At 70.7% G+C, this 12900-nt stretch carries 14 protein-coding genes and 1 tRNA gene; 9 read left to right on the top strand and 6 right to left on the bottom strand.

The window, feature by feature from the left end:
- Positions 1–30 precede the first annotated feature (30 nt).
- Positions 31–690 (top strand): LysE/ArgO family amino acid transporter, encoded by a 660-nt coding sequence (locus Q9S71_RS12495; protein WP_422880355.1) that lies wholly within the window; start codon positions 31–33, stop codon positions 688–690.
- A 30-nt stretch (positions 691–720) separates the two neighbouring features.
- Here Q9S71_RS12495 and Q9S71_RS12490 read toward each other — a convergent pair whose 3' ends face one another.
- Positions 721–1086, bottom strand: coding sequence for a histone-like nucleoid-structuring protein Lsr2 (locus Q9S71_RS12490; protein WP_311862652.1), 366 nt, complete (start codon positions 1084–1086; stop codon positions 721–723).
- A 28-nt stretch (positions 1087–1114) separates the two neighbouring features.
- The gene (locus Q9S71_RS12485) at positions 1115–1963 is read right to left on the bottom strand and encodes a response regulator transcription factor (protein WP_311284092.1); all 849 of its coding nucleotides are present in this window, start codon (positions 1961–1963) and stop codon (positions 1115–1117) included.
- 126 nt (positions 1964–2089) lie between these two features.
- Here Q9S71_RS12485 and Q9S71_RS12480 point away from each other — a divergent pair, with 126 nt between their 5' ends.
- Together Q9S71_RS12480 and Q9S71_RS12475 are read left to right on the top strand one after the other, a co-directional pair.
- Positions 2090–2440 (top strand): DUF485 domain-containing protein, encoded by a 351-nt coding sequence (locus tag Q9S71_RS12480; protein WP_311862650.1) that lies wholly within the window; start codon positions 2090–2092, stop codon positions 2438–2440.
- A complete protein-coding gene (locus Q9S71_RS12475) occupies positions 2437–4056 on the top strand; it encodes a solute symporter family protein (RefSeq protein ID WP_311862648.1) in 1620 nt (539 codons plus the stop codon). Before Q9S71_RS12480 ends, Q9S71_RS12475 begins: the two co-directional genes overlap by 4 nt.
- A 57-nt stretch (positions 4057–4113) precedes the next feature.
- Here the strand turns inward: Q9S71_RS12475 and Q9S71_RS12470 are convergent, their stop codons facing one another.
- Positions 4114–4638 carry a methylated-DNA--[protein]-cysteine S-methyltransferase gene (locus Q9S71_RS12470; protein WP_311862646.1) on the bottom strand — a complete coding sequence of 175 codons (525 nt, stop codon included), beginning with the start codon at positions 4636–4638 and terminating at the stop codon, positions 4114–4116.
- A 194-nt stretch (positions 4639–4832) separates the two neighbouring features.
- On the opposite strand from Q9S71_RS12470, the gene Q9S71_RS12465 reads away from it, so the two are divergent.
- Entirely contained in the window at positions 4833–8525 is a 3693-nt protein-coding gene (locus Q9S71_RS12465) for a DEAD/DEAH box helicase (protein ID WP_311862644.1), read from the top strand.
- Complete coding sequence (locus tag Q9S71_RS12460; protein ID WP_217532260.1) at positions 8515–8691, top strand: hypothetical protein; 177 nt, start codon at positions 8515–8517, stop codon at positions 8689–8691. Before Q9S71_RS12465 ends, Q9S71_RS12460 begins: the two co-directional genes overlap by 11 nt.
- Positions 8692–8695: 4 nt before the next feature.
- Here the strand turns inward: Q9S71_RS12460 and mscL are convergent, their stop codons facing one another.
- Genes mscL through Q9S71_RS12445 form a run of 3 tightly spaced genes read right to left on the bottom strand, consistent with a single transcriptional unit; the run spans position 8696 to position 10070 of the window.
- A complete protein-coding gene (gene mscL, locus Q9S71_RS12455) occupies positions 8696–9157 on the bottom strand; it encodes a large conductance mechanosensitive channel protein MscL (protein WP_311862642.1) in 462 nt (153 codons plus the stop codon).
- 34 nt (positions 9158–9191) lie between these two features.
- Positions 9192–9464 (bottom strand): FmdB family zinc ribbon protein, encoded by a 273-nt coding sequence (locus Q9S71_RS12450; protein WP_311862641.1) that lies wholly within the window; start codon positions 9462–9464, stop codon positions 9192–9194.
- A 15-nt stretch (positions 9465–9479) separates the two neighbouring features.
- A complete protein-coding gene (locus Q9S71_RS12445; RefSeq protein ID WP_311862640.1) occupies positions 9480–10070 on the bottom strand; it encodes a 5-formyltetrahydrofolate cyclo-ligase in 591 nt (196 codons plus the stop codon).
- Between the two features lie 78 nt (positions 10071–10148).
- Between Q9S71_RS12445 and galU the strand changes: the two genes are divergently transcribed.
- From galU to Q9S71_RS12425, 4 genes are all read left to right on the top strand, one after another.
- Positions 10149–11027 (top strand): UTP--glucose-1-phosphate uridylyltransferase GalU, encoded by an 879-nt coding sequence (gene galU / locus Q9S71_RS12440; RefSeq protein WP_311862639.1) that lies wholly within the window; start codon positions 10149–10151, stop codon positions 11025–11027.
- Positions 11028–11049: 22 nt separating this feature from the next.
- Positions 11050–11670 (top strand): GNAT family N-acetyltransferase, encoded by a 621-nt coding sequence (locus tag Q9S71_RS12435; protein WP_311862638.1) that lies wholly within the window; start codon positions 11050–11052, stop codon positions 11668–11670.
- 72 nt (positions 11671–11742) lie between these two features.
- On the top strand, positions 11743–12738 hold the full coding sequence (locus tag Q9S71_RS12430) for a large exoprotein (RefSeq protein WP_311862637.1): 996 nt from the start codon (positions 11743–11745) through the stop codon (positions 12736–12738).
- Between the two features lie 54 nt (positions 12739–12792).
- Positions 12793–12868, top strand: a tRNA-Ala gene (locus Q9S71_RS12425).
- The last annotated feature ends 32 nt before the right edge of the window (positions 12869–12900 follow it).

Genomic DNA, 12900 nt, shown 5'->3' with positions numbered 1-12900 from the left:
GCAGAAGACGAGCTGCCTACCGTGGGACCTGTGACTCCCGAACTCGCCGCCCTCCTCTCGGGCCTCGGACTCTGCCTCGGTCTCATCGTCTCGATCGGCGCGCAGAACGCGATCGTGCTGCGCCAGGGTCTGCGGCGCGAACACGTGGGGATCGTCGTGCTCGTCTGCGTCGTCAGCGACGCGATCCTGCAGACCCTCGGTGTCGCCGGCGTCGCGACCCTCGTCACCGCCCACCCGTGGCTCGAGACGATCGCGCGGTGGGCGGGTGCGGCGTTTATCGTCGGGTTCGCCGTCGTGAGCGCGCGGCGCGCCTGGCGCGGCGGCGGCAGCCTCGAGGCCGCCGAGCCGGAGGGGACGACGGATGCCGCGGCCTCCGGCACCGTCCTCGTCCGGCCGCGCGCGGCGACGAGGACCGCGACGCTCCTGACCATCCTCGCCGTCACCTGGTTGAACCCCCACGCGATCGTCGAGACGACCGTCGTGCTCGGGTCGGTGGCGGCGACGCACGGTGACGCGCGCTGGTTCTTCCTCGCCGGCGGCGTCGCCGGCAGCACCCTCTGGTTCGTGGTGTTCGGCTACGGCGCGCGCTACCTCGCGCCGCTCCTGCGCACGGCACGCGCGTGGCGCATCCTCGACGGCGGCATCGCCGTCATCATGCTCGTCATCGCCGTCAGCCTCGTCCTCGGCTGATCGGGCGGGGATGCCGCGGCGCGGCGACCGTCAGTGCGCGGCGTCGTACGCGTCGAGCACCTGAGCCGGTACGCGACCGCGCTCCGAGAGCTGGTAGCCGTTCTTCGCGGCCCACTCGCGGATCGGTGCGTAGTCGCGCTGCCCGGCTCGCTTCTGCTTGCGGCCGCCGCCGTTCGACGAGGTGGCCGCGCGTGAGGTCGTCCCGCGCGACGAGACACGACGCGCGGCGTCGATGTACGGCGCCAGGACCTCGCGCAGCGCGTTCGCGTTGTCGTGGGTGAGGTCGATCTCGTAGGCGGTGCCGTCGAGGGAGAAGAGCACGGTCTCTCCGTCGCCGACCTCGAGGACGGTGCCGTCCAGGTCGTCGACGAGCTGATGCACGATTTTGCGAGCCATGCGCTCACCCTAGTGGCGCGCGTACTCGCTACGGCAGAAGTCCGGCCCGGCGCGCCTTGGCGACGGCGGCATGGCGGGTCGAGGCATCCAGTTTCGCCATCGCCGCCTGCAGGTACGACTTGACCGTCCCCTCGCGCAGCGACAGCGACGCGGCGATCTCGGCATTGGTGGCGCCGAGCGCGCAGCAGGCGAGCACATCGAGCTCGCGCGGCGAGAGGGCGACGTCGAGCGATGCCTCGGCCGCCGCCGGTCGCGACATCCCCGCAAGGCGCTTCTCGACCGCCGCGATCCGCTCCCGCAGGTCGGGGTCGGTGACGGATGCCGCGATGCTCCGCAGCTCGGCGTAGCTCTCGCGCAGGTCCTCCTGCGCGGAGGCGGGCAGGGCGGGTTCGGCGGGCGTCAGTGCGGCGACACGACGGTCGACTTCCTCGCGGACGCGCAGCTCGGTCGCGAGCATGTCGGCGGCGCGGAAGGCGGGCCGGCTGACGAGGTCCCCCACGGGGCCGGGGGTCCACGACCCGCAGTAGACGATGCCGCGCGGGCGGCCGGTGACGACGACGGGAACGGCCAGCAGGGTCGAGATGCCCTCGCCGAGGATGGCGCGGTCGTAGTCGTGCGTGATCGTGCGCGCGGTGCGGTAGTCCAAGGCGAGGCGCGGTCGCTTCTCGATCATCGCGGCGCCGCCGAGACCGCGACCGGCTTCGACGACGAGTCCCTCGATGCTGCGGGTGCGGGTGCCCGAGATCGCCGTGACGTGCACGGCGCCGCCGCGTTCGAGACCGCCGAAGACGACGGGAAAACGCGTCTGACGAGCCAGATCCGACACGGCTCGGGAGACGAGCCGCGTGTCCGCGTCGCTCTCGACCGACGATCCCACGCGTACCTACTTCCGGGGGTGACGGCACCTCTGCCGCCTTCGTACGGTCGAACCTACCACGCGGCCGATTCTCAGGAACGGCCCCGTGCGAGCACCGTCGCTCACCCCATGAGGCAAGGAGGCCACATGTCGTCCCAGTCACCCCACGGAGGCGTGGAAGGGAGTGCCATCGACTACGTCGCGGTCGAACGATCGCCGCGGTTCGTCGAGCTGAAGAAGAAGCACCGCAGCGTCGTCTTCCCGCTGGCCGTGCTCTTCCTCATCTGGTACTTCGTCTACGTCATGCTCTCGTCCTTTGCTCCGGACTTCATGGCGCAGGAGGTGTTCGGTCACATCACGATCGGCCTGCTCCTGGGCCTCGGACAGTTCGTCACCACATTCGCCATCACGATGGGCTACGTCGCCTTCGCGAACCGCAAGCTGGACCCGATCTCCTCGGAGATCCGGGCAGGCCTCGAACGGCAGGAGGCCCGATGACCCCCGTGCTCCTCGCCGCGGCCCCCGCCGGCGCTGCGACGAACAACCCCGTCCTCAACATCTCGATCTTCGGTGCGTTCGTCGCGGTGACGCTGTTCATCGTCATCCGCGCCAGTCGCAACAACAAGACGGCCGCCGACTACTACGCTGCCGGCCGCTCCTTCACGGGTCCGCAGAACGGGTTCGCCATCGCAGGCGACTACCTGTCGGCGGCATCCTTCCTCGGCATCGTCGGCGCGATCGCGATCAACGGCTACGACGGGTTCCTCTACTCGATCGGCTTCCTCGTCGCGTGGCTCGTCGCGCTGCTGCTGGTCGCCGAGCTCATGCGCAACACGGGCAAGTTCACGATGGCCGACGTCCTGTCGTTCCGTCTGAAGCAGCGCCCGGTGCGGCTCGCCGCGGCGATCACGACGCTCGCGGTGTGCTTCTTCTACCTGCTCGCCCAGATGGCCGGTGCGGGTGGTCTCGTCTCGCTGCTGCTGGGGATCACCGAGCAGATCGGGCAGTCGATCGTCGTCGCCGTCGTCGGTGTGCTGATGATCGTCTACGTCCTCATCGGTGGCATGAAGGGCACGACGTGGGTGCAGATCGTCAAGGCGTTTTTGCTCATCGGCGGCGCCATCGTCATGACGATCTGGGTCCTCGCGATCAACGGGTTCAGCCTCGACACGCTCCTCGAGGCGGCCGTGCAGAAGTCGACGACCGATCCGCAGGACGCGATCCTCGGTCCCGGCCTGCAGTACGGGGCCAATCCGTGGGACTTCATCTCCCTCGCGATCGCGCTCGTGCTCGGCACTGCGGGTCTGCCTCACGTCCTGATGCGCTTCTACACCGTCCCGACGGCCAAGGAGGCGCGTCGTTCGGTGGTCTGGGCGATCTGGCTGATCGGACTCTTCTACCTGCTGACGCTGGTCCTCGGCTACGGCGCCGGCGCCATCGTCGGATCCGAGACGATCAAAGCGGCACCCGGTGGCGTCAACTCGGCGGCACCGCTGCTCGCGGCGGCGCTCGGCGGGCCGGTCCTGCTCGGCTTCATCTCGGCTGTCGCATTCGCCACGATCCTCGCCGTCGTCGCAGGACTCACGATCACCGCGGCCGCGTCCTTCGCGCACGACATCTACGCGAACGTCGTGAAGAAGGGGAACGTCCCGCCGGACGGCGAGGTGAAGGTGGCCCGTCGCACGGTGATCGTGATCGGCGTGCTGGCGATCCTCGGCGGGATCGGCGTGCAGGGGCAGAACGTGGCGTTCCTCGTCGCGCTCGCCTTCGCGGTGGCTGCCTCGGCCAACCTGCCGACGATCCTGTACTCGCTGTTCTGGCGCAAGTTCACGACGCGCGGCGCCGTGTGGAGCATGTACGGGGGACTCGCGACCGCGATCGTGCTCATCGTCCTGTCGCCCGTGTTCTGGGGCACCGAGACGAGTGTGTTCAAGAACGTCGGCACGGCGATCTGGCCGCTCAACAACCCGGGCATCGTCTCGATCCCGGTGGGCTTCCTCCTCGGCTGGCTGGGGTCGGTGACCTCCCGCAAGGCCGAGGACGCCACGAAGGCCGCCGAGATGGAGGTCCGCTCGCTGACCGGGTACGGCGCCGAGAAGGCGGTCGACCACTAAGAGCGGATGCCGCGACGAGGCGGGCAGGGACGGCCTACACGTCCCTGCCCGCCTCCGTCATGCGCGGCCCGCCGCGCCCGCGACCCGCTCCTCGAGGTCGAGGAGGAACCGCTTGTTCTCGGGCCGGCCGCCGTACTCGCCGAGGGAGCCGTCGCTGCGGATCACACGGTGAGCGGGCAGCACGATCGACCAGGGGGTGCGGGCGCACGCGGTCCCCACCGCGCGATGCGCCCGCGGGGACCCCGCGGCGATGGCGATCTCGGCGTACGACGCCGTCTCGCCGTACGGGATCCCGGCGATGGCCTCGAGTGCCTGCCGCGTGAAGCCCGCCGTGAGTCGCCAGTCGAGCGGCACCGAGAAGGCCCGCCGTGCGCCGGCGAAGTACTCGTCGAGCTCGCCGGCTGCCTCCCGCGCCGGACCGTCGTCGGGCACCGGCACGCTGTGCAGCAGCAGGCTGAGCCGGGAGACCTCGGCGTAGGCCGGGCCGTCCAGCACCGACAGCGCGACAAGACCCTCCTCGGTCGTCACCAGGAGGGCCTCGCCGATCGGTGTCGGGTGCACCGAGTAGGTTGCGATCGTCATGTCCTCATCATGGCTGCGGGGCCGAGACGCCGAGAACGGGGGAGGGGCGGGCGGGGGAGAAGCGGCATCCCGACCCGGATGTGGAGGAATCAGCGCCCGAGTGAGAGTCGATCCGCGAAACTCGGCCGTCGATCCCGCTTTCCCGGCTCGACGCGCCTAGTGTTTTCCGTGTGTGGCGAGCAGAGAGCGGTGCTGTGCGCGGCGAGAGTGCCGAGCAGATGCCCGCGGTGACCCCGGCGGACGTGACGCTGTCCGACCCCGAGGTTCTCGTCATGCACGCGGCCGTCCCCGAGCGCAAGCGACTGCGCGAGGAGGCCGCACAACTGGGCGGCGCCTCGACGCTCCTCCATTATCGCGACGACGGCGACGCCGGCATCGACATCACCAAGGCCCACCCGGGCAGCCTGCCGCAGTTCATCACGGGTCGTCCCACCCTGCTGTCGAACATGTTCCGCGACGAGGTGGCCCTCCGCACCGCGCGTCTGGCCGCCGAGCGCATCACGTCGAAGGACGTCGAACTGCGCACGGCGCGGGGCCTCGACACCGTGCACCTGGCCATCGGCATGGCGTCGTGGCGCATCGGCGGGGTCAGCTGCACCGCGCCCGTCCTGCTGCGTCCGCTGACGATCCGCCGTCACCACACCGACTTCGACCTGCGGTTGCACGGCCCCTTCCATGTCAACCGAGAACTGGTCACCGCGGCCCGCATCCACTTCGGCGTCGACCTCGACGGCGACGCGCTCGCCGCCCTCGCCTACGACGGCGGCGTGTTCCAGCCGCAGCCCGTCATCGACCGGCTGCGCGCCCTGACGGCGCACGTCCCCACCTTCACGGTGCAGCCGCGGCTCGTGGTCTCGACCTTCGCCGACGTCGCCTCCGACATGGAGCGGGATGCCGTCGACCTCGACCACCCCGTGCTCAACGCGCTCGCGGGTCACCCCGCCGATCGCGAGCGCCTCTCGTTCGTGCGCCCGCAGCCCGACGCCGTCGGCCCCGACGACCGCACGCCCGCCTCGGACCGCCTGATCCTCGACGCGGATGCGGAGCAGGAGGCGGTGCTCGCCCGTATCACCGAGGGGCAGTCGCTGGCCGTCCACACCCTTCCCGGAACGGGCGGCACGCAGACGGTCATCAACGCCGTCGGCGAGCTCGTCCGCTCGGGAAAGCGGGTGCTCGTCGTGAGCGCCCGCCGGTCGACCCTCGACGGCGTCCGCCACCGGTTGGCCGGCATCGGCCTGCCCGGCCTCGCGGTGTCGCCGACCCGGCTGCACCGCGACCTCATCCGCGCGATCGCCCGCAACGAGAAAGCCGAACAGCCCAAGGTCGCCGAGGTGGACGACGCCCTCGTGCGCCTGCGCACCGTGCTGCGCGACTACCGTGCCGCGCTGACCCAGCGTCACGCCTCGGTCGGTGTCTCCCCGCTCGAGGCCCTGCGCGAACTCACCCGCATCGCCGACCACGAGCCGCAGCCGAGCGCCACCACACGCTTCGACCTCGCGACGGTGCAGCGCCTCGCGACGCGCCGCGTCGAGGCCGCGGAGGCACTCGCGGCATCCGCTCGCCTCGGCGAGTTCCGCATCGGACCCGACGATTCACCCTGGTACGGCGTCGCGTTCTCGACGACCGACGAGGCCCGCGCCGCGCATGCGCTCGCCGGCCGATTGCACCGCGCCGAGGTGCCCGCGCTCCTCGAGCGCGGCTACGAGCTGATCGGCCAGACGCGGATGCGGCCGTTCACGACCATCGCCGAGATGGGCTCGTACGTGCAGTTGCTGCAGGGCATCCGCGCGTCGCTCGACCGCTTCAGCCCCACCGTGTTCGAGCGCCCCCTCACCGACCTGATCGCCGCCCACTCGTCGCGCCGGGACTCGGCGCAGATGACGACGGCCAACCGCCGACGTCTGCGCCGACTGTCGAAGGAGTACGTGCGGCCCGGCATGCACGTCACCGACATGCACGAAGCGCTCCTGCGGGTGCAGAACCAGCGCACGCAGTGGCAACAGCTCGTCGATGCCGGCGTCACGCCGGAGATCCCGATCGGCCTCGACGACGTCGCGGCCGCATGGCAGCGGGCGAACGCCGACCTCGCCGACCTCGACCGCGCGCTCGGTCGCACCGAGCCGCTGGCGAGCCTGCCGATCCCGCAGCTGCTGCGGACGCTCGCGGGCCTCGCCGCGGCATCCGACGTCTTCGACAACCTCGTCGAGCGTGCAGCGCTGCGCAGCGAACTCGCGCAGCTCGGTCTCGAGCCCCTCCTCATGGAGCTCTCGACCCGCCACGTCCCCGAGTCCGAGGTGGCCGCGGAGTTCGAGTACGCATGGTGGCGTTCCGCGCTCGAGGCCATGCTGCGCTCGGATCGCGCCCTGCTCGGCGCGAACACCACGGTGCTCGACCGCCTCGAGCGCGACTTCCGTCTCGTCGATGAAGCGCACGCCTCGTCGTCCGGGCCCCTGCTGGCCTCGGAACTCGCCAAGCGGTGGCGCATCGCGATCGTCGACGAGCCGCGCGAGGCGGCCTCGCTGAAGTCGGCGCTGCGCGGCGGCACCGCGTCGGCGTCGGAGCTCGTTGCCTCGGCGCCGACTCTCATGCGCGTGCTCGCGCCGGTCTGGCTCGCGTCGCCCTACGAGGTGCCGCACGTGCCGGATCACCCCGAGTTCGACGTCGTCATCATCGCCGACGCGGCCGCGCTGTGCCTCGCCGAGGCGACGCCCGCGCTGCGCCGCGCCCGGCAGATCGTCGTCTTCGGCGACCCGGTGACGCAGAAGCCGACACCGTTCCGGCTCTGGTCGGGACGCGGCGACGACCCGGAGGCGCCCGAGGTGCCGTTCGACGACACGAGCGTCTTCGAGCGACTGAGCGAACTGATCCCCGTCGAGACCCTGACCCGCAGCTACCGCGCCGGGGGAGAGGACCTCGCCGAGCTCGTCAACGACGCGTTCTACGGCGGTGCGATCGGCTCGCTTCCCTGGGCGGGGTCGTACCTCGGTCGCGGCAGCCTCAGCGTCGACTACGTCGAGGGTGGCACGGGCGCGCCGAACCCCGACACGGGGGCCGTGGAGAGTCCGGATGCCGAGGTCGCCCGCGTCGTCACGCTCGTCGTCGAGCACGCGATCAACCGCCCCGCCGAATCGCTCATGGTCGTCACCGCGTCGGCGCGCCACGCCGAACGCGTCCGCGCGGCGGTTGCGAGCGCATTCGCGGGGCGCTCGGACGTCGCCGACTTCGTCGGCCGCGAGACCGCCGAGCCGTTCGCCGTCCTCGGCCTCGAGGAATCGGTCGCCGAGAGCCGCGACCGCGTCATCTTCTCGCTCGGGTTCGGCCTGACCAAGCACGGCCGCGTCCTCAGCGACTTCGGCGACCTGTCCACCGCCGACGGCGAGCGGCTTCTGACGGTCGGCATGACCCGCGCCCGCCGGTCGATGGTGATCGTCTCGTCGATCCGACCCTCGGCCTTCGACGAGGGACGCCTGACCTTCGGCGCCGCCACCCTCATGGCCATCCTCGGTCGGATCGCCGCGCGGGGACGCGACGCGCGACTGGAGGACCTCGCCGATCCGCTCACCCTGACCCTCGCCCAGCACCTGCGGAGCCTCGGAGTCTCCGTCGACGTGCACTACCGCGGCGGTCAGCTGCCGCTGGTCGCGCAGTACAAGGGCAAGGCCGTCGTGGCCGACATCGATCCCGAGAGCACGCACGACAGCCTGCGCGAGACGCTCCGTCGGCGACCGCAGCTGCTGCGCCGGCTCGGCTGGCACTACGTGCGCGTCCACGCGTTCGACGTCTACAACGATCCCGCCGCCGTGGCTCTCCGCATCGCCGGGGTCATCGGCGTGCAGCCCGAGACGCCGTCCGCCCCCGGATCCACCCAGCCGATCGATGTCGACTGAGCGCCAGCGCGTCGAGCGGGTGCCGGGGTCCCGTCGTGCGCGGCTGACCCCTGCGCCGGGCACGGACCCGGCCCCCGAGACGCCGAACGGGCCGGACGCGGGGGAACCCCCGGCATCCGGCCCGAACGACGAACGACTGCGGAACGACGTCCCGCCGCACTACTGACGCGTCAGATCGACGGCGACGGCGGTTCGGTCGACCGGCGCGTGGCCGGTGCGGGCGCGCTGCCCTGCTTCTCGAGCAGGTCGCGGATCTGGACGAGCAGCTCGGCCTCGGTGGGGAGCTTCGCCTCCTCCTCGACGACGCCGGCCTTGGCGGCCTGACGCTCCTTCCACTTGTTCATCGGGACGACGAACACGAGGTACACGACGAGCGCGACGGCGAAGAAGCTGATGATCGCGGTGAGAAGACCACCGAGCGGGAAGGTGACCTTTTCACCGTGGATTCCGACGAACGAGGGACCGATCGACCCCGTCTTCGGGTCGGGCAGGTAGAAGAGCGCGATCAGCGGGTTGATGATGCTGGTCACGATCGCGGTGACCAACGCGGTGAACGCACCGCCGATGACCACGGCGACCGCCAGGTCGATGACGTTGCCGCGCATGATGAAGTCTTTGAAGCCCTGGATCACGGCTCCTCCTTCCTCCGCCGGCACGGAGCCGGGGCTACGAACCCGCGGGGGCGGGCGAAGCGGACGCTTCGGATTTCTTCGATGATGTCGAAGAACCCGAGCTTTCGCCAGAGGATGCGGGGGAGCTGGTGCTGCGCGAGTCGGTGCGATAGAAGCCCGAGCCGTTGAAGGTCACGCCGATCGAGCCGTACTGCTTGCGGACGAGACCGCCGCACTCGGAGCACTCGGTGAGCGCGGCGTCGGAGAAGGACTGGACGGCGTCGAAACGGTGGCCGCACGCGGTGCAGGCATAGGCGTAGGTGGGCATGGGACCTCGGGTGACTCAGCGAAGGGGAAGGCGGACGGTGCGGGTGGGGGTGACGACCCCCGAGACGGGCTGGTCGTGAAGTTCGCGCGGGACCTCGTCGACCAGTTCGGAGTCGAAGATGACGGCGTAGACGGGCGGGCACTTCTCCATCGAGCCGATCGTCTTGTCGAAGTAGCCACGCCCCCAGCCCAGTCGCATCCCGCTGTGGTCGACGGCGGCCGCGGGGATCACGAGCAGGTCGACGTCGTTCACGGCGACGGGGCTGAGCAGTTCGCCCACGGGTTCGGGCAGACCGAACATGCCCTCGGCGATGTCGCCCTCGTGCTCGGCGACCGCCCAGTCGAGCAGGCCGTCGGCACGGGTCACCGGCAGGAGGACCCGGATGCCGCGCGCCACCGCAGCGGCGATGAAATCGCGCGTGCCGGGCTCGGTCGGCGTCGAGAGGAAGCAGGACATGGATCGGACGCCGTGGTCGGCGACGAGCGCGTCGAGCTGGGTCCGGATGCCGCCGGCGGCCTCCTCGAGGGCGCCGGCCGAGCGCTGCTGACGGCGTTCGCGGAGCTCGGCGCGCAGCGCGCGCTTCTCGCTGTCCACGGAGCCGGTCATGGTCCGATTGTAAAGGGACACGCCCGCCGTCCCCGTCGTGTCACATCACGGACCCGACGGATCTGTAGGGTGAGGGTCATGTCTGCTGAGCGCATCAAAGCCGTCATCCCTGCCGCGGGTCTGGGGACGCGATTCCTGCCCGCCACGAAAGCCATGCCGAAGGAGATGCTGCCGGTCGTCGACAAGCCCGCGATCCAGTACGTCGTCGAGGAGGCCGTCTCAGCCGGCATCGACGATGTGCTCATCATTCTGGGGCGCAACAAGAACAACATCTCCAACCACTTCGACTCCGTCCCCGAGCTCGAGTCCAACCTCTCGAAGAAGGGCGACCACGAGAAGCTCAAGCGGGTGCAGGACTCGTCGGACATGGCCGACATCCACTTCGTCCGGCAGGGCGAGCCGAAGGGTCTCGGTCACGCGGTGCTGCGTGCCCGTTCGCACGTGGGCGACAGCACGTTCGCGGTGCTGCTCGGCGACGACCTGATCGACGCGCGCGACGTGCTGCTCGAGAAGATGCTCGAGCAGAACAAGAAGACCGGCCTGACGGTCGTCGCGCTCATGGAGGTCTCGCCCGACCAGATCCACATGTACGGTGCCGCCGCCGTCGAGGCGACCGACGAGGAGGACGTGGTCAAGGTCACGGGCCTCGTCGAGAAGCCGAAGAAGGAGGATGCCCCCTCCAACTACGCCATCATCGGCCGCTACGTCCTGACGCCCGGCGTCTTCGATGTGCTCGAGCGCACCGAGCCCGGCAAGGGCGGCGAGATCCAGCTGACCGACGCGCTCGAGGAGCTCGCATCGACCGACGGCGTCCTCGGCGTCGTCTTCCGCGGTCGCCGCTACGACACGGGCGACCGCGCCGACTACATCAAGGCGATCGTGCAGCTCGCGGTCGACCGTGAGGACCTGGGCGCCGAGCTTCGGCCGTGGATCAAGGACTTCGCATCGGGTCTGTGAACCCGACGCGTCACTGATGGGCATGGACGGGCCGGTCGTGCGCGCGCACGGCCCGATCTCGATCCGGCTCGTGCGACCGCGTGACGCGAAGACGTTGCAGACCGAGCTCGTGCAGAACCGGTCGTGGCTGCGGCAGTGGGAGGCGACAAGCCCCGACGGTCCGATCTCGCTCGACATGCGCAGCGGGGTGCGCCGGCTGCTGCAGCAGTACCGCGACGGCACCGGTGTGCCCTTCGTCATGGAGTACGACGGCGAGATCGCCGGGCAGCTGAATGTGTGGGGGATCGCCCGCGGGTCGCTGTCGTCGGCGACGATCGGGTACTGGGTGAGTGAGCGCTTCGCCGGCAAGGGCATCACGCCGACCTCGGTCGCGCTCGCGACGGACGTCTGCTTCGAGGACCTGCGTCTGCATCGGATGGAGATCTGCATCCGCCCCGAGAACGCCAAGAGCCTGCGGGTCGTGCAGAAGCTCGGCTTCCGCTACGAGGGGCTGCGCCGGCGCTACATCCACATCGACGGCGAGTGGCGCGATCACTACGCGTTCGCGCTCGTGCGCGAAGAGGTCCGGGAGGGCGTCCTCAACCGGTGGTTGGCGGGGCGCGCGCCGCAGGATGCGGCATCCATCCCTCCATGGGACCGTTAACCCTCAACCAGAAGTTCAGACACGCCCAGCGGATGCCGGGCCCCACCGCTCCGGCGACATACGGTGAGCGGCATGGGTGAGCAGGTGATGGGTGGCGGGGTGATCGTCCTCGTTGCCGTCCTCTTGTGGCTGTTGTACCTCCTGCCCTCGTGGCACAGCCGGTACCAGTACCAGGCTGCCGAACGGAATGCCGTGCGTCTGAACCAGGCTCTCCGTGTCCTCGCCGAAACGAGCGAGACCCCCGGCGAGGTGCGCCTCGAGCTCAACGCGCGCACCGCGCTCGCACAGCAGCGCCTCGCGCGTCGTGTGCAGGCCGAGCAGGAGAGCGTCGGCCTCGAGGCCGCGCGCGCCGAACTGGCTGCCGCGAAGGCGCAGGCCGCGCTCGACCGCGAGCTCGCGAAGGCCGACCGTCGTCGTGCGGTCGCCGACGCCGAGGCGGCACGCGAGAAAGCCCGAGCGGATGCCGCCATCGCCCGCGAGCGTGCCGTCGCGGAGGCCGCTGCCGCCCGAGCGCTGCCGGCGGCCCGGCGTGCGCGCGCACGTCGTCGCGTGCGGCTGACCGCGACCATCGTCGGTGTCCTCGCCGTCGTCGCGGCCGGTGTCGGGGGTTACCTCGCCGCGATCGGCGCCGGGTGGGCCCTGCTCGCGGTCGGAGCCGCCGTCGCCGCGTCGAGCCTGCTCGTGCTCGCACGCATGAACACCGTCGCGCGACGCGCGGCATCCCGCGTCCTCCCCGCCGAGGTCGTGCGTGCCCCGGGCGCCGTGCAGGACGTCGCACTCGACTCCGACCGTGCGGAGTGGACGCCGCGCACCCTTCCGCGACCGCTCACCGCCTCGGCGGGCTCCCGCGCCGCGGCCGTGCTCGACGCGTCCGAGGCGCGCGAGGCGCTGCGTCAGGCGGCCGTCGAAGAGGCGATGCGCGAGCGTGCCGCGCAGGCCGCGCCGCCGTCGATCGACACCGCCCGTCGCACCCGTGCGGCCGAGGTCGCCTTCGCCGGACCGGCCGACGACGACCGCATCGAGGCGCACGTGCGGGAGCTGCTCGCACGCCGCGCATCGGGGCAGTGAGACCCCGCCTCGCGTTCGAGCGGCCCGTTCGGTCGTGGTAATGTTGAGGCTTCCGGGCCTGTGGCGCAGTTGGTAGCGCGCTTCGTTCGCAATGAAGAGGTCAGGGGTTCGAATCCCCTCAGGTCCACCACCGGAAAGACCCCCGCTTGCGGGGGTCTTTCG

The organism is Microbacterium gawkjiense (assembly GCF_031932225.1).
GTDB lineage: Bacteria > Actinomycetota > Actinomycetes > Actinomycetales > Microbacteriaceae > Microbacterium > Microbacterium gawkjiense.
Note: the sequence above shows the minus strand (reverse complement) of the source record. Positions and strands in the feature narration are given on the sequence as shown.

What these genes read in the sequence shown, in the direction of transcription:
- Q9S71_RS12490 (WP_311862652.1), bottom strand. Translation starts at nt 1,086, where the DNA reads ATGGCTCGCAAAATCGTGCATCAGCTCGTCGACGACCTGGACGGCACC.
- Q9S71_RS12480 (WP_311862650.1), top strand. Translation starts at nt 2,090, where the DNA reads ATGTCGTCCCAGTCACCCCACGGAGGCGTGGAAGGGAGTGCCATCGAC.
- Q9S71_RS12475 (WP_311862648.1), top strand. Translation starts at nt 2,437, where the DNA reads ATGACCCCCGTGCTCCTCGCCGCGGCCCCCGCCGGCGCTGCGACGAAC.
- Q9S71_RS12470 (WP_311862646.1), bottom strand. Translation starts at nt 4,638, where the DNA reads ATGACGATCGCAACCTACTCGGTGCACCCGACACCGATCGGCGAGGCC.
- Q9S71_RS12460 (WP_217532260.1), top strand. Translation starts at nt 8,515, where the DNA reads ATGTCGACTGAGCGCCAGCGCGTCGAGCGGGTGCCGGGGTCCCGTCGT.
- Q9S71_RS12450 (WP_311862641.1), bottom strand. Translation starts at nt 9,464, where the DNA reads ATGCCCACCTACGCCTATGCCTGCACCGCGTGCGGCCACCGTTTCGAC.
- Q9S71_RS12445 (WP_311862640.1), bottom strand. Translation starts at nt 10,070, where the DNA reads ATGACCGGCTCCGTGGACAGCGAGAAGCGCGCGCTGCGCGCCGAGCTC.
- galU (WP_311862639.1), top strand. Translation starts at nt 10,149, where the DNA reads ATGTCTGCTGAGCGCATCAAAGCCGTCATCCCTGCCGCGGGTCTGGGG.
- Q9S71_RS12435 (WP_311862638.1), top strand. Translation starts at nt 11,050, where the DNA reads ATGGACGGGCCGGTCGTGCGCGCGCACGGCCCGATCTCGATCCGGCTC.
- Q9S71_RS12430 (WP_311862637.1), top strand. Translation starts at nt 11,743, where the DNA reads ATGGGTGAGCAGGTGATGGGTGGCGGGGTGATCGTCCTCGTTGCCGTC.